The sequence below is a fragment of the Curvibacter lanceolatus ATCC 14669 genome, from assembly GCF_000381265.1.
Classification (GTDB): Bacteria; Pseudomonadota; Gammaproteobacteria; order Burkholderiales; family Burkholderiaceae_C; genus Curvibacter; species Curvibacter lanceolatus.
On sequence record NZ_KB906271.1, the window covers coordinates 55701 to 70794 of the forward strand.

The 15094-nt window shown below is 67.0% G+C and carries 12 protein-coding genes; 4 read left to right on the forward strand and 8 right to left on the reverse strand.

Annotation, left to right across the window (positions count from 1 at the left end):
- The first annotated feature begins 64 nt into the window (after nt 1–64).
- The gene (locus tag F624_RS0124555; protein WP_019577030.1) at nt 65–1045 is read left to right on the forward strand and encodes a Bug family tripartite tricarboxylate transporter substrate binding protein; all 981 of its coding nucleotides are present in this window, start codon (nt 65–67) and stop codon (nt 1043–1045) included.
- Between the two features lie 164 nt (nt 1046–1209).
- Nucleotides 1210–2808 (forward strand): methyl-accepting chemotaxis protein, encoded by a 1599-nt coding sequence (locus tag F624_RS0124560; protein ID WP_019577031.1) that lies wholly within the window; start codon nt 1210–1212, stop codon nt 2806–2808.
- Nucleotides 2809–2823: 15 nt separating this feature from the next.
- Here the strand turns inward: F624_RS0124560 and F624_RS0124565 are convergent, their stop codons facing one another.
- Nucleotides 2824–4146, reverse strand: coding sequence for a voltage-gated chloride channel family protein (locus F624_RS0124565; protein WP_019577032.1), 1323 nt, complete (start codon nt 4144–4146; stop codon nt 2824–2826).
- Nucleotides 4147–4435: 289 nt separating this feature from the next.
- On the opposite strand from F624_RS0124565, the gene F624_RS32825 reads away from it, so the two are divergent.
- Complete coding sequence (locus F624_RS32825) at nt 4436–7753, forward strand: PAS domain-containing protein (RefSeq protein ID WP_043426649.1); 3318 nt, start codon at nt 4436–4438, stop codon at nt 7751–7753.
- Between the two features lie 56 nt (nt 7754–7809).
- Here the strand turns inward: F624_RS32825 and ccoG are convergent, their stop codons facing one another.
- Nucleotides 7810–9276: a cytochrome c oxidase accessory protein CcoG gene (gene ccoG / locus F624_RS0124575; RefSeq protein ID WP_019577034.1), complete on the reverse strand. Its 1467-nt coding sequence runs from the start codon at nt 9274–9276 to the stop codon at nt 7810–7812.
- A gap of 82 nt (nt 9277–9358) precedes the next feature.
- Between ccoG and F624_RS0124580 the strand changes: the two genes are divergently transcribed.
- Nucleotides 9359–10795 (forward strand): aminotransferase-like domain-containing protein, encoded by a 1437-nt coding sequence (locus tag F624_RS0124580; RefSeq protein WP_019577035.1) that lies wholly within the window; start codon nt 9359–9361, stop codon nt 10793–10795.
- A 26-nt stretch (nt 10796–10821) separates the two neighbouring features.
- Here the strand turns inward: F624_RS0124580 and F624_RS0124585 are convergent, their stop codons facing one another.
- From F624_RS0124585 to F624_RS0124610, 6 genes are all read right to left on the reverse strand, one after another.
- Nucleotides 10822–12093: an NAD(P)/FAD-dependent oxidoreductase gene (locus F624_RS0124585; protein ID WP_031256171.1), complete on the reverse strand. Its 1272-nt coding sequence runs from the start codon at nt 12091–12093 to the stop codon at nt 10822–10824.
- Nucleotides 12094–12255: 162 nt separating this feature from the next.
- Nucleotides 12256–12636 carry a rhodanese-like domain-containing protein gene (locus F624_RS0124590; protein WP_019577037.1) on the reverse strand — a complete coding sequence of 127 codons (381 nt, stop codon included), beginning with the start codon at nt 12634–12636 and terminating at the stop codon, nt 12256–12258.
- A 31-nt stretch (nt 12637–12667) separates the two neighbouring features.
- Nucleotides 12668–13117 (reverse strand): OsmC family protein, encoded by a 450-nt coding sequence (locus F624_RS0124595; RefSeq protein WP_019577038.1) that lies wholly within the window; start codon nt 13115–13117, stop codon nt 12668–12670.
- A gap of 25 nt (nt 13118–13142) precedes the next feature.
- Nucleotides 13143–13475: a rhodanese-like domain-containing protein gene (locus F624_RS0124600; RefSeq protein WP_084679652.1), complete on the reverse strand. Its 333-nt coding sequence runs from the start codon at nt 13473–13475 to the stop codon at nt 13143–13145.
- Between the two features lie 19 nt (nt 13476–13494).
- Complete coding sequence (locus F624_RS0124605) at nt 13495–14877, reverse strand: TolC family outer membrane protein (protein ID WP_019577040.1); 1383 nt, start codon at nt 14875–14877, stop codon at nt 13495–13497.
- 3 nt (nt 14878–14880) lie between these two features.
- Complete coding sequence (locus F624_RS0124610; RefSeq protein ID WP_019577041.1) at nt 14881–15090, reverse strand: YgaP family membrane protein; 210 nt, start codon at nt 15088–15090, stop codon at nt 14881–14883.
- Between the last annotated feature and the right edge of the window lie 4 nt (nt 15091–15094).

Consider the following 15094-nt stretch of genomic DNA (forward strand, 5'->3'; position numbering starts at 1 on the left):
CATTGCGAAGTATTCTTACGCATTGACCATTGAGAACCCACAAACTGCCTTTCGGAGCCCCCACTTGAAAAAATTCGTCCGTGCCTGCCTGCTGGCCCTGCCTGTTCTGCTGGGCCTCCAGGCCGCGCCCACCCTGGCCCAGGCCAATTACCCGAACAAGCCCGTGCGCTGGATCGTGCCCTACCCTGCAGGGGGTGGCTCTGACTTTCTGGCCCGCACCATCAGCCAGGCCTGGGCGACCAGCAGCGGGCAGACGGTGGTGATCGACAACAAGCCCGGCGGCAACACCGCCATCGGCGCGGTCGAAACGGTGCGCTCGGCGCCCGATGGCTACACCATCCTGTCGGCCGACAACGGCACCATGGTGTTCAACCCGGCGCTGTACTCCAAGCTGTCGTACGACCCGGTCAAGGACCTGGCCCCGGTGACGCTGATGGGGCGCTTTCCGATGATTCTGGTGGTGGGCCCGGGCTCGGACGCCAAGGATGCCAAAGACTTCATCGCCAAGGCCAAGGCCCGCCCCGGCAGCATCAACTATGGCTCGGCCGGCGCCGGCAGCCCGCATCACCTGGCCATGGAAATGCTCAAGGTCGAGGCCAAGCTGCACCTGGTGCACATCCCCTACCGCGGTGCCGCCCCGGCCCTGGCCGACCTGGTGGGCGGGCAGATTCCGGCCATGATGGTTGACATGGCCGCTGGCGCCGGCTTCATCAAAGCCGGCAAGGTTCGCCCGCTGGCCGTGGCCAACCCGACCCGCCTGCCGCAGTTGCCCGATGTGCCCACCTTTGCCGAGATCGGCCTGAAGAACGTCGAGGCTGCAGCCCTGGTGGGCCTGGTGGCGCCGGCCGGCACCCCGGTCGAGGTAGTGAACTCGCTGCAAAAGCAGATCGCGGCAGCCATCGCCCAGCCCGCAGTCAAACAGCGCCTGATCGATTTCGGTGTGGAACCGGTGGGCAACACGCCGCGCGAATACACTGAACTGCTGCGCAAGGAAACCGTGCGCTGGCACCGCATCATCAAGGACCAGGGCATCTCGCTCGACTGAGGCCTCGGCGCGGCGCCCACACCGAGACCGATATCCCGGCACGGTGATTGCTTGCCTGGTGCATGCCGTCCTAGGGGACTGGTGCGCGCCAGTCACCCCACGCAGCGGCCAGATCGTCTCGGGACGATCTGGTCGTTTTTCATTCCAATTCCCAAACCTGCACGATGTTCACCACCCGCCTGTCGATCGCCAAAAAGCTGGCCTCCCTGCTCTGCCTCATCCTGGCGCTGTTTCTTTGCAGCGGGCTGTACGGCATCTTCAAGCTGCGTGCCATCACACAGGAGATGAACACCATGTTCGACCAGTCGCTGGCTGTCGAACGCATCGCCAGCGACTGGTACCGCAACTTCACCAACGCCGTGCAGCGCACCACCGCCACCGTGAAAAGCAGTGACCCGGCCCTGGCCACGCTGTTCAGCGCCATCGCCATCGAAGGCAGCAAGCAGTCGAGCGTGCAGCAGCAGCAGATCAAGGAGCGCCTGGTGGACGAAGGCGACAAGAAGCTGTTTGCCGAGATCGGCGAGCACCGCAAGGTCTTCCTGTCCGTGCGTGACGAGATCAACAAGCTCAAGGCCGCAGGCGACGCCGCGGGTGCCGAGCAGATGTTCAACGACAAGTACATGCCGGTGTCCACGGCCACCGACGGCAAGATCAAGGAGCTGTTGTCGCGGCAACGCCAGCGCCTGGACGAAGCGGGCGAGCGCATCCGCTCGGCCAGCACCCAGGCCACCACCCTGCTCTCGGTGCTGTGCGCCGGCTCGATCCTGCTGGCGGCGCTGCTGGCCTGGCGCATCTCGCTGAGCATCACCCGCCCGCTGCAGGATGCCCGCGAAGTGGCCCACAAGATCGCCAACATGGACCTGTCTGGCAACGTGATCCAGGTGCACAGCGGCGACGAGACCGGCGAGTTGCTGCAGGCCTTGTCGAGCATGCGCACCGCCCTGGAAACCACGCTGCTCGATGTGCGCCAGGTGGCCGACCACATCGCCACCGCCACGGGCGAGATTGCCTCGGGCAACGCCGATCTGAGCCACCGCACCGAAGACACGGCCACGCACCTGCAGTCCACCGCCAGCGCGATGGAGCAGCTGAGCGCCACGGTGCACCAGTCGGCCGATGCCGCCAGCACCGCCAACCAGTTGGCCAGCACCGCTGCCTCGGTGGCGGCGCGCGGTGGCGAGGTGGTGTCCAAGGTGGTGACCACCATGGACGAGATCAACCAGAGCTCGCGCAAGATCAACGACATCATCGGTGTGATCGATGGCATCGCGTTCCAGACCAACATCCTGGCCTTGAATGCAGCCGTCGAGGCCGCCCGTGCGGGTGAGCAGGGTCGCGGCTTTGCCGTGGTGGCCGGTGAGGTGCGCAACCTGGCCCAGCGCAGCGCCCAGGCCGCACGCGAGATCAAGGGCCTGATCGGCACCTCGGTCGAGAAGGTGAGCGACGGAACCCGCCTGGTGCAAGAGGCGGGCAGCACCATGCAGGACATCGTCAACAGCGTTCAGCGGGTGAGCGACATCATTGGCGAGATCACGGCGGCCTCGGTGGAGCAATCCAACGGCATCCGCCAGGTCAGCACCTCGGTCACGCAGCTCGATCAGATGACCCAGCAGAACGCGGCGCTGGTGGAAGAGTCGGCGGCTGCGGCCCAGAGCCTGCGCGAGCAGGCGGCCCGCCTGGCCGACACGGTGGGCCGCTTCAAACTGCGCCAGGGGGCACCGGCCCTGGCCCAGGCAGGATCACGCCAAGCGTTGCTGCGCTGAAACCCGACGCCGAGGTCAGTCCGGCGATGCCGGGGGATCAGCCGGGGCGGCCGGCGCCTTGTGACGCTGGCGCAAGGCCTTGAAATCACCCAGCTTGAGCCCCTCAGGCAGGCTTTTCAGAACGGGTAGCCGCCACTTGCCTTGCCCGACCCGCTGTGAGCGGTAAATGCCGGTGTGGCCAGAAAACAGATAGGCCGCCACGCAGGCCAGCAGCGCATGGACACCGATGTCGGCACCGAACAGTTCCATGGCCATGAAAGTGCAGGCCAGCGGGGTGTTGGCCGCACCGGCAAAAACCGCCACAAAGCCCAGCGCGGCCAGAAAACCCAGCGGTAGGTGCAGCAGCGGCGCCAGCGCATTGCCCAGCGTGGCCCCGATGTAGAACAGCGGCGTCACCTCGCCACCCTTGAAGCCGCTGCCCAACGAAGCGATGGTGAAGGCCATCTTGGCGGCGAAATCCCATGGCGCCAGGGGGTGTTGGAAAGCCTCGACGATCACTGGAATGCCCAGGCCGGCATAGCGCCAGGCATCCAGCCCCCACAGGGCTGCCGCCACCAGCAAGCCACCCAGCAGCGGACGCAGCGGCGCGTAAGCAATGTGACGCCGGAACCAGGCTGACAAGGCATGCGTGCCGTTGGCAAACACCATGCCCACCAGGCCGAACAGCACCCCGGCCAACAGCACGGCCACCACGTTCCAGCCCCCCAGAGCCGGGATCAAGCCGGCGGCGTAGTGGGTGTGGTGCACGCCCCACAAGGTGGTGACCTGATCGCCCACCACGGCCGCCAGCGCACAGGCCAACAAGGCGTCGTGGCGCAGGCGACCGATGGCCAGCACTTCAAGGGCAAACACCGCGCCCGCCAGCGGGGTGCCGAAGACCGAGGCAAAGCCCGCGCTGATGCCCGCCATCAGCACGATGCGGCGCTCGGCGGCCTCCAGCTTCAGCAGCCGGGTGAGCTGGTCGGCCAGCGAGCCCCCCATCTGCACAGCCGTGCCCTCGCGCCCGACCGAGGCACCAAACAGGTGCGAAATCACCGTACTCAGGAGAATCAGGGGGGCCATGCGCAGCGGCACCACGTGGCGCGGGTCATGGATCTCGTCGATCAGCAGGTTGTTTCCCGCCTCCACGGGTTGCCCCACGCGCAGGTAGACCCAGCCCACGGCAAAACCGGCCAGGGGCAAGCCCCAGACGATCCAGCGGTGGGCCTCGCGCCATTGGGTGGCCGCATCGAGCATGACCAGAAACAGGGCTGAGGCCGAGCCCGCCAACAAACCCACCACACAGGCCAGCAGCAACCAGCGCAGGGTCAGCGGAAAGAGGGCCAATTGCTCATTCATCTTGGGGGCTTCGGTGGGCTGGGAAGGGATGGCCCGCCGCCTGGGCCGGCACCGCGGGATCTTAACAAAGGGTCTGCGCCAATCCGGCGCGCCCCAGGGCCCGGCTTCGAGCGGAAGCCGCACAGCACAGTGTAGGATGCTAGTAACGTCTAATTACAATTTGCGAAGAGGCCGAGCCCTGAAAGCCCCCACGACCTTGACCGCATCCGACAGCCCACAGATCCAGGCGCGCCCCAAGCCGGTTCCCCCAGCCAGACGCTGGCAGGGGCCGGCCAGGACCTGGGGCGCCTTGCTGGTACTGCTGCTGGCCTGCGCCATGTACTGGGTGCAGTTGCTGCACGAACAGTCCGAGCAATTGAACAGTGCGCAAGACCAGATTCGCTTGCGTGCTGCGCAGCTCTCACGCGCCATGGCATCCCAGGTGGGAACGCAGGTGGCAGGCCTGGACTACCTGGCGCGCACCCTGGCCCAGCTGGAGGGCGAACCCGACCCCGGCCACGCCCGCCGCATGCAGGCCGTGCGCTCGGCCATGCAGAGTTACCCTGAAGGCAGCCTGGTACAGATCGCGGTGGCAGACGCCACGGGCCAGGTGGTGTATTCCACCCAAAGTCAGGGTGCTCCACGCCCCGCCGTGTCGATCGCGGATCGTGAGCACTTTCGCGCCCACACCCACGGTGAGCCCCCCACCCTGTTCATCAGTCACCCGGTGTTGGGCCGCATCTCGGGACGTTGGACCCTGCAGTTCACCTACCCGGTGCTGCGTGGGGGGGAATTCAGCGGTGTGGTGGTGCTGTCCGTGCCGCCAAGCTATCTGTCTGGCAAGCTGCGAGAAACCCTGACCGGCGGCCATGACGTTGCCCTGCTGGCCCATCAGGACGGCGCCTATCTGGCCCGCTCGCGCCAGGAAGAGCAAAGCATGACACGCCGGGTGCCCCCAGATCGCGAGTTCATGACAAGGCCTGAGCTCAACCATGGCGAGTACCTGATCACCTCGGGCATCGACGGTATCGAGCGCTTCTATGCCTGGCAGCGGCTGCGTGACTACCCGGTGCTGGTGAGTGTGGGGCTGGAACGTGCCAGCGCGCTGGCCGGGGTGCACCGCAACATCCGCGACAGCCGTTTGCGCAACGGCCTGTCCACGGTCTTGCTTCTAGCCAGTGCCGCTTGGATCGCCTGGTTGTTTACCCGGGTTCAGCGTGAGCGGCACGCGCTGCAGCTGCAACACCAGCGCTATGAACTGGCCCTGGAAGGTGGTGCCCTGGGGGCCTGGGCGCTGGACGTGAAGACCGGCATGCTGAACCTGGATGCCCGCCTGAGCGACGCCCTTGGCCTGGGCTCGGGCGAGTTGGAGCCCAGCCTGCAAGGCCTGTCGCGGCAGGCCGACCCACTCGACTGGAGCCGCTTGCGCACCGCCCTGGAGGCCCACCTGAGCGGCGCCAGCGAACGCTTCGAACACGTGATCCGCATGCGTGGCAGGCATGGCGTGGCCTGCTGGATCCAGTGGCGTGGCCGATGCACGCAGTGGGATGCAGACGGAACCCCACGGAAACTGCATGGCACGTTGCAGGACATCACCCTCCAGCGCGAGACCGAAGCGGCACGCATCGAACTGCAAAGACGCCTCAGCAAGCTGATGGCGCAGGTGCCAGGGGTGGTGTACCAATACCGGCTGGACCCACAGCAACGCGCCAGCATCCCCTACGCGAGCCCGGGCATCGAACGCCTTTTCGGCCTCAGTGCAGAGTCGGTGCTGTACGACGCCAGCCCGTTGGCCAAGCGCATCCACCCAGCGGACCAAAAGGCACTGGCGCAAGCGATTGCCCAGTCGGCGCGCGACCTGACCCCCTGGCATGGCGAATACCGGCTGCTGCTGGACAACGGTGACATCCGATGGCTGGCCGGCAGCGCCAACCCCGAGCGCGAGGCCGATGGTGGCACCCTGTGGCACGGCTACAGCCAGGACGTGACAGAGCGGCACGAGGTGCTCGATGCCCTGCGCCAGAGCGAGGCACGCCTGCGTCTCACGGTGGCCGCCGTGCGCGATGGCCTGTGGCGCTGGGACAGCGTGAAGAACCACATCGAGCTCGATGCCCGTTGCCTGGAAATTCTGGACCACCCGGCCCAGGGCCACCGGATTCGTTTCGATGCCTGGGCAGATCAGTTGCATCCGGACGAACGCGAGCGCGTGATCGAGGAACTGCAGCGCCAATTGGCCCTGGGGGAGGTTTTCGGACTGGAGTTGCGCATGCGCACTTCAGCCGGAGACTGGCGTTGGGTGGAGTTGCGTGGTCGGGTGGCGCAAGGCGGCCGCCAGCCGACCACGCAGGTGATCGGCACCCTGAGCGACATCAGTCAGCGCATGGCCGAGGCCCAGCTGCGCCAGGCACTGCTCGACAACGCCGGGGCGATCCTGTTCATCGTGGGCCCGGATCGGCACGTGCAACTGTGCAACCAACGGGCCGTGGACACCTTCTCGGATGGCTGCCTGCCCCTGGTCGGGCGCGACATTCGCTTTATCCATCCCGATGAGGCCTCGTATGAGGCTTTCGGCCAGCAATACCCAGCGGTTCGCGCCGGCCAGGAGTCGCGCCTGGACAGCCTGCTGCGTGTGGCCGGTGGCGCCTTGCGCTGGTTCTCGATCCGCGGCACCTTGCTGAACCCGCAGCAGCCCCAGGGGGCGCTGATCTGGACGCTGGTGGACACCACCGAGCAGCGCCAGGCCGAGCAGGCCCTGGGGGCGGCGCGCACACACCTGCTGGAGGTGATCCGGCACTTTCCCGGAGGCGTGCTGGTGCAGGATTCGGACGGTTCGGTGCTGACGGTCAACCCCGCCTTGTGCGAATTGATCGGGGATGGCTGCACGCCGGAGGAGCTGATCGGGCTGTCTCGGGTGGATGTGCGCCGACGCGTCGGGCGCTGCGTGCTGCGCAGCCGGCCGCTGCGGCAGACGCTGGAGGGCTCGCTCAACGGGCAGGAGCTGGAATTGCCCGATGGGCGCACGATGAGCATTGAACAGATTCGCCTGGGCGACGAAGGCTCAGAACAAGGCTGGCTGTGGATTGTTCACGACATCACCCGACACCGCCGCCGAGAGCGGGATCTGCGCCGGCTCGCTGCCACGGACTCCCTGACCGGACTGAGCAACCGGGGCAACTTCATCGAGCAGGTGGAACGCGCCGTGACCGACGTGGCCCAAGGGGGCCATGGGGGCTGCTTCCTGATGCTGGACCTGGACCATTTCAAGCTGATCAACGACAGCCGAGGCCATGCCGCAGGGGATGCGGTGCTGATCCACTTTGCCCGCCTGCTGCAGCACAACCTGCTGCGCGAAGGTGATCTGCCCGGTCGGCTCGGGGGTGAGGAGTTCGGTGTGCTGCTGCCCCACACCACCGCCGAGCAGGGCCTGGCCATCGCCGAGCGCCTGCGCGCTGCGGTGGCCGACAGTCTGATCGACGTGGGCTCGGCCGTCCCGGTGCGGCTGACGGTGAGCATTGGGCTGACCCTGCTGCAGCAGGATTCGGCCCACGTGCTGGCCCAGGCCGACAGCGCTTTGTACCAGGCCAAGCACCAGGGGCGTAACCAGGTGGTGTTGGCAGCGCCCTTGTGAACGCCGCGGGTCCCGCACCGGGCGCACCTCACCCGCCCGGTGTTTGTGCGAAGGCCTCAGTGCGGCAGCACCAGGGTGGAGGCCGTGTCGGCGTGCAGCACGGCCTCGCCTTGATCAGGCAGGCCTTGCAGCTCGAAGCGGATCGGCACGATCTGCCCGGCCAGTGACTGGGCGGGCGCCGACGCCATGCGCACCCGCACCGACACGGTCTGGGCGCCAGCAGGCGCCAGCAGCACCGGTTCAGCATCGAGCAGGCTCAAGCCCTCGGCACCGCTGACGTTCAGCACCACGCGGTGCGGCCGGCCACTGGCGTTCATGAGTTGCAGTCGGTACAGGTTTTCCGCCTCGCCCTGCCCCACCTGGCGCGCCATCACGCTGCGGTCGCGCATGGCGTTCAGGCGCAGGGTCGGGCGCTGCAGCCAGCCCACCAGCAGGGCCAGCCCCACCAGGCTCAGCAGGCTGCCATACAGCCAGACACGGGGGCGGGCCAGCGATTGCCACCCTGGGGCCTGCTGGCCAGCCCCGCCCTCGAGCCCGCGTGGCGTGCTGAGTCGGATCAGCCCGCGCGGCGCCTTCAACTGGTCCATCACCCGGTTGCAGGCATCGATGCAGGCGCCGCAGGCAATGCAGGCGGCCTGCAGGCCCTGGCGGATGTCGATGCCCACCGGGCAGACCTGCACGCACAGGGTGCAGTCCACGCAGGCGCCCTGGTTCAGCACCCGGGCATCACTGCCGCGCGGGCGCGAGCCACGGGGTTCGCCACGGCGGCTGTCGTAGGCCACGATCAGGGTGTCACGGTCCATCAGGGCGGCCTGGAATCGGCCGTAGGGGCACATGTGCTGGCATACCTTTTCGCGCAGCACGCCGGCATGCAGGTAGGTGGCTGCGCCATAGAACAGCACCCAGAAGGCCTCCCAGGGGCCCAGCGCGCCCTGGGCCACCGCCGGCAACAGGCTGCGGATGGGTGTGAAGTAGCTCACCAGGGTGAGGCCCGTCCACAGGCCGATCAGCGCCCAGACCATGTGCTTGCCGCCGCGGCGCAGCAGCTTGCGCGGGCCCCAGGCCGCGGCATCCAGCCGCAGACGGGCCTGGCGGTCACCCTCGGTGTGGTGCTCGACCCATTGGAAGATCTCGGTGTACACCGTCTGCGGACAACTGAAGCCACACCACACCCGCCCGGCCAGGGTGGTGGCAAAGAACAGCAGCAAGGCACTGAAGACCAGCAGGCCGGTGAGGTAGATCAGGTCTTGCGGAAACAGCACGGCGCCCAGCAGATGGAAGCGCCGAGCGTCCAGATCGAACCAGACCGCGGGCAGCCCCTCCCAGGTGACCCAGGGCAGGCCATAGAACAGAATCTGGGTGGCCCAGACAAAGGCCCAGCGCCAGCGCGTGAAGGCCCCCTGGACCGAACGCGCCTGGATGCGCAGGCCCTCGGCCAGGCCGGGGATTTCAGGAGGCAGGCCTGGGCCGGCAGAGCGGGCCAGGTGCAGGGTTTGGGCGGGCAGATGAGTGAGATCAGACATGCCCCTGATGGTGCGACGGCCTCATCTGATCTTTAAGATGCAGTTTTATTGAAAATCAACAAGATCAGATTGCGAGACACCCATGCGCGAGCTGCACCGTTACGAACAACTGGCCGAAGAACTGGCCGAAGGCATGCGCAGCGGCGTGCTGCGCGCCGGCGAACGCCTGCCCTCGGTGCGCGAAACCTGCCAGCGCCGGGGTGTGAGCCCCTCCACCGTGTTCCAGGCCTATGCGCTGCTGGAGTCGCGGGGCCTGGTGGAGACCCGCCCCCGTTCAGGCTTTTACGTGCGAGCCCAGGCCCGCGCCGCCCGGGCCATGCCCCTGGCGGCCACGCCCCAGGCCGAAGCCCAGCCGGTGGCGGTGAGCGAGCTGGCCTTTGCCCTGCTGGGCAGCACGCGGGACGCCGAGGTGGTGCCCCTGGGTTCGGCCTTTCCGGCGCCGCACCTGTTTCCGTTTGACAGCCTGGCGCGCTGTGGTGCGCGGGCGATGCGCCGGGTCAAGCCGGTGCAGATCACCAATGCCCTGACCGCCGGCGACGAAGACCTGCGCCAGGCCCTGTTGCGCCGCTACACCCTGCAAGGCATTGCGCTGGCCGACGAAGAACTGGTGATCACCAACGGCGCCATGGAAGCGCTGAACCTGTGCCTGCAGGCCGTGACCCGTCCGGGCGACGTGGTGGTGGTGGAGTCCCCCACCTTTTACGCCGCCCTGCAGGCGCTGGAGCGGCTGAACCTGCGTGCCGTGGAGGTGGCGACCGACCCGCAGCAGGGCGTGGACCTGGCCGCGCTGGACGAACTGCTGCAGCGCCAGAAGGTGGCGGCCTGCTGGTTCATGCCCAACTTTCAGAACCCGCTGGGGGCCCTGATGCCCACCGAGCGCAAACAGGCCCTGGTGGAGCTGCTGGCGCGCCACAACGTGGCCCTGATCGAAGACGATGTGTATGGCGAGCTGTACACCGGGGTGCAGCGCCCGCTGCCGGCCAAGGCCTTTGACCGCCACGGGCTGGTGCTGCACTGTTCCTCGTTCTCGAAGTGCCTGGCCCCGGGCTACCGGGTGGGCTGGGCCGCCGCTGGCCGCCATGGCGCCGCAGTGCAGCGGCTGAAGATGATGAGTTCGCTGGCCACCTCGCTGCCACCGCAGCGCGCCCTGGCTGAGTACCTGGCGCAAGGCGGCTACGACCGGCACCTGCGCCACCTGCGCACGGCCCTGGCCGACCAGCATGAACACGCCCTGGCCTTGATCGACCAGAGCTTTCCGGCCGGCACGCGGGTCACCCGGCCGGCCGGAGGCTATTTTCTGTGGCTGGAACTGCCGGCCCAGGTCGATGCCTTGCGCCTGCACGAACTGGCCCGCCTGCAGGGCATCAGTTGCGCGCCAGGCGTGCTGTTCTCAGCCGACCGCCGCTTCAACCACCACCTGCGGCTGAACATCGGCCACCCGGGCGATGCGCGCTTTGACGGCGCGCTGCGCACGCTGGGGCACCTGGCCACGGGCTTGAGCCGCGCCCGCTCGGGTTGAGCGCACGGATGCGTCTGGCAGGCTGGTCAGGGCCCCAGGCGCTCGATGCCCAGGGCTTTGAGCATGTACTTCTCGTACACCGGCTCGGAACTGCCGGTTTTCATCTTGTACAGGAAGTACTTCTCGAAGGCGATCTTGGCCAGGTGCACCCACTTGCCCTTCTTGAACCAATTGACGTTGCGCGGTGGAATCTGCGGCAGGGCCACAAAGGCGGCCCCGGTATCGCCCATGTCGGCCAGACAGATGGCGTTCCAGCTGCCTTTGGCATTGGCAGCCTGGCCCGACAGGTCGGCAGCGATGTTGTGCACGATGGCGGTCACCATGGTCTCGATCATGTAGCCGGTCTTGGGCGCGCCAGTGGGCACCGGCGTGACCTCGACCGGTGGAATGGCCACGCACACGCCGGCCGAGAAAATATTGCGGTACTTCTTGCTGCGCTGGTGTTCATCGATCAGGACGAAGCCGCGCGGGTTGCACAGGCCTTCGACGGCGGCCACCGCATCAACGCCCTTGAAGGCAGGCAGCATCATGCTGAATGCGAATGGCAATTCGTGCTCTTTCTTGAGCTGCCCCGCATCGTCAAGCTCGCTGACAAACATGCGCCCGGCGTCGACCTTGGTGACCTTGGCGTTCGTGATCCATTTGATGTCGTTGTTGCGCAGTTCGCTTTCGAGCATCGACTTGGAATCGCCCACGCCCCCCAGGCCCATGTGGCCGATGTAGGGCTCGCTGGTGACGTAGGTCATGGGCACTTTGTGGCGCTGGCGGCGCTTGCGCAGGTCGCGGTTCAAGATGAAAGCGAACTCATAGGCCGGCCCGAAACACGAGGCGCCCGGCATGGCACCGACCACCACCGGCCCCGGGGCTTCGAGAAAGCGCTGGTAGTCGCCCCAGGTCTGTTCGGCGTGGTCGATGCTGCAAATGGAGCGGGTGTGGCCTTCAGGTCCGGCGCCGGGTACCTCGTCAAATGAGAGTTTGGGGCCGGTGGTGATCACCAGGTAGTCATAGGCCAGGCATGAGCCATCTGCCAGCGTCAGACTGTTGCCCTCTGCATCGATGCGGGTGACCCGCTGGGCCACAAAATCAATGCCCTTCTTTTCGAGGTAGGGCCGGATGGGAAAGGTGATCGCATCACGCTCGCGCCAGCCCACCGCCACCCAGGGGTTGGAGGGCACGAACTGGAAATAGTCCAGGGCATTGACCACCGTGATGCGGTGATCTGCCGGAAGTTTCTCACGCAGCTCGTAGGCAGCCGGCATGCCGCCGGTCCCTGCGCCAAGAATCACGATATGGGCCATGGTTTGTCTCCTGGTGGTGGTTGCACAGGTCTGTGCGCTGACTGGGCTTCAGCTCTGCGGCTGTTCATCCCGGCTTCTCTCTGATTGCGTATGTACCTATTTGCTTGATTGGTTAAATAAAGACATCAAAAAAGGCACCTGCAGGTGCCTTCAGGCCGTGACTCAGCCAAACACAGGGGCAGCGGGCTTGTTGACCGGCTTGCCGGCCGCAGCCCAGGCGTCAAAGCCGCCGGCAATCGACTTGACGTGGACATAGCCCATGTCCAGCAGCGAGGTGGCGGCCAGCGCGGCGCGGCCACTGGTCTTGCAATAGAGCACGATCTGCAGGTCACGCCGCTGCAGCGAAGGGTCGGCCGCCAGCTTGAACTCGAGCATGCCGCGCGAAAAATGCAGGGCGCCCGGAATGTGGCCGGCGGCAAACTCGTCGGCCTCGCGCACATCGATCAGCACATCGGCGTCACGCAGGGCCTGCTCGGCCGCATCCAGACTGACTTCGGTGATGCGGGCCTTGGCGGCCTGGACCAGATCCAGAGGGGTTTTCATGGGGAACTCCGTTGAAAAAGACAGACAGGAATTACTTGAGGCGCGCGCCGTCGGCGTCAAACACCTGCACGGTGATCGGGATGGCGGCCCGCACACTCTGGGTGACGGTACAGAACGATTCGAACTGGTCAAGGACCCGGTCCAGGTGCTGCAGTTGCGACTGGGGAACCCCCAGGTGCAAGGTGGCCTGCATGTGCAGTACACGCATGCGCCCCTCGGCTGAGCGCCCCACTTCAGCCTGAACCTGGCAGCGGATGGGTTCCGGCGCCTGTTTGAACTTGCGCAGCGCAAACAGCAGCGAATCGCTCAGGCAATTGCCGACGGCAGCGGCCAGCAACTGAGCCGGTGTCGGGCCCGCACCCTGCCCCAGCGGGGGCGGTTCGTCACCGAGCAGCGGCGGTATAGCGGCCCCGAAATGGATCTGGAACTGGTAGTCGCTTTGCTGCTGCAATTCGACGGTGGTCAAGGTGTTGTCAGACATATGAACTCGCCAAAAAAGAGGGGGCTCAAGCCCGCACGATGGGCCTGTGCAGCCGAAGGGCCACGGCACCGGGGCTGCGGCCATTGAACAGACTGCGGTATCCGCTGGCTTGCAGCCACTGCTGCGCACTGCCCGAACGCATGCCGGATTGACAGTACAGAACGAGGGCCTGGTCTTTGTCAGGCAAGTGCCGGGGCGCCAACACCGCCAGCTCGGACAAAGGCAGGTTCAAGGCCCCTTCGACATGGCCTGCCTGGTACTCGCCGGGGCTGCGCACATCGACAATCAGCGCCCCCTCGGGCCAGGGCTCGGCGGCGGCGCTGCCACCCGCGCCGAGGAATTTCGAAAACCAGTTCATGGCGGAGCTCTCCAACACATCAAAGATCGGGGTTGAGGGCCAGGCGGGCATTGACCCGGGCCAGGCTGCTTTCGTCAAGGCGGCCCAACAGGGCCTCCAGGCCCAGGCTCTGCTGCAGCACCTCGATGCGCCCTTGCATCAAGGCCAGTTCGGCCGCAGTGCTGTCATTTTCGGCATTCAGCAGATCCAGGGTGGTGCGGTCTCCCACGCTGCGCCCCAGCCGGGTGGCCGCCAGGCGGGCCCGGGCGGCCTGCAAGCCGGCTTGCAGGGCGGCAAGACGCGCGGGCGCGGTGTTCAAGCTCAACCAGGCGGAGCGGCTTTGCTGGCTGATCTGCAGCCGGGCCTGGTCCAGTTCAGCGCGCGCCTGTTCCACGGCCTGCACGGCCTCTTGCTGGCGCGCATCACGCCAGCCCCCGGTGTACAGGGGCAGGCGCCATTGCAGGCCGATCATCTGTTGGCGGGCATCGTTGCTGGCCTGGCCATAGTCGCCCGACCCTGTCAGATGCTGGCGTGAGGCCTGGGCCACCAGGTCCAGCGAGGCCGAGGCGGCGGCACCGAGGCTGCGCACCTCAGCCTCGGCCACGGCCACCCGGGCCTGCAACAAGGCCAGGCCGGGGTGATCGGCCAGGGCCTGCTCGCGAACCTGCTCCAGCGGGGCTGGCGGGGGCGGCGCATCGGCGGCCGAGGGTGGGGCCAGGGGCAGTTGAAGCCCGGGCAGCCCGCTGGATTCACGCAAGGCGGTGAGCGCCATTTGCAAGGCGTTGTCGGCCTCCAGCACCTGGGCCTGCAGCGCCTGGGCCCGGGCTTCGGCCTCATGGATGTCGGTGACCGGGGCATCGCCCAGCCGAAAGCGGTCGCGGGCCTCGACCAGCATGCGCTGGACGGCCCGCGACTGGCTTTGCAGCAGGCTCAGCCGCCGGGCCGCCAGCACCGCTGCGAAGTAGCGCTGGCTGGTGTGCAGCATCAGGTTCTGGCGCGTGAGGCGGGCCTCCAGTTCGGCGGCCTCGGCGGCCTGCTCCAGCTGGGCGCTGCGGGCACGGCGCTCGCCATTGATCAGGGGCTGCCGCAGGCCCAGGGTCCATTGGCTGGCCCGCCCACTGTCGATCGAGGTACCGAACCAGACCCCGGTGGACTGGCCAAACCCAGGGGCCGAAAAGCCCGCGCCCGTCATGGATGAACTGGCCGTCGTCAGGCCGGCACTGCCTGTGACTTCGACGCCGGGGCGCCACAAGGCACGCGCCTGCTCACGCCGCGGGGCCGCCTGCCCCGCCTGGGCCTGGGCCCGGGTGGCTTCGGGGTCGTTCTGGCCGGCGGCGCGCCAGACCTCCATCAGGTCGGCTGCCGGGGCGGACAGCGAGGCCAGCAGGGCCGCGGCCGCCAGCAGGGTCTTGGCGACTCGCATGGCTCAGCAGCCGCCCGGCACACCCAGCTTGCGCAGGATGCTTTCCATCAGGCACCAGTGGGTGATGGCGCTTTGCAGCAGGTTGAGGCCGACAAAGGCCGTGAACGCCAGCCACCAGGTGCTGAGGAACAAAGGGCTGCCGGGCACGCCCAGGGCCAGTGACAGCAAGATGAAGGTGCCGGCGACCAGGCGCACGATTTGCCACGATTTCATGAAA

What these genes read in the sequence shown, in the direction of transcription:
- F624_RS0124560 (WP_019577031.1), top strand. Translation starts at nt 1,210, where the DNA reads ATGTTCACCACCCGCCTGTCGATCGCCAAAAAGCTGGCCTCCCTGCTC.
- F624_RS0124565 (WP_019577032.1), bottom strand. Translation starts at nt 4,146, where the DNA reads ATGAATGAGCAATTGGCCCTCTTTCCGCTGACCCTGCGCTGGTTGCTG.
- ccoG (WP_019577034.1), bottom strand. Translation starts at nt 9,276, where the DNA reads ATGTCTGATCTCACTCATCTGCCCGCCCAAACCCTGCACCTGGCCCGC.
- F624_RS0124580 (WP_019577035.1), top strand. Translation starts at nt 9,359, where the DNA reads ATGCGCGAGCTGCACCGTTACGAACAACTGGCCGAAGAACTGGCCGAA.
- F624_RS0124585 (WP_031256171.1), bottom strand. Translation starts at nt 12,093, where the DNA reads ATGGCCCATATCGTGATTCTTGGCGCAGGGACCGGCGGCATGCCGGCT.
- F624_RS0124590 (WP_019577037.1), bottom strand. Translation starts at nt 12,636, where the DNA reads ATGAAAACCCCTCTGGATCTGGTCCAGGCCGCCAAGGCCCGCATCACC.
- F624_RS0124595 (WP_019577038.1), bottom strand. Translation starts at nt 13,117, where the DNA reads ATGTCTGACAACACCTTGACCACCGTCGAATTGCAGCAGCAAAGCGAC.
- F624_RS0124600 (WP_084679652.1), bottom strand. Translation starts at nt 13,475, where the DNA reads ATGAACTGGTTTTCGAAATTCCTCGGCGCGGGTGGCAGCGCCGCCGCC.
- F624_RS0124605 (WP_019577040.1), bottom strand. Translation starts at nt 14,877, where the DNA reads ATGCGAGTCGCCAAGACCCTGCTGGCGGCCGCGGCCCTGCTGGCCTCG.
- F624_RS0124610 (WP_019577041.1), bottom strand. Translation starts at nt 15,090, where the DNA reads ATGAAATCGTGGCAAATCGTGCGCCTGGTCGCCGGCACCTTCATCTTG.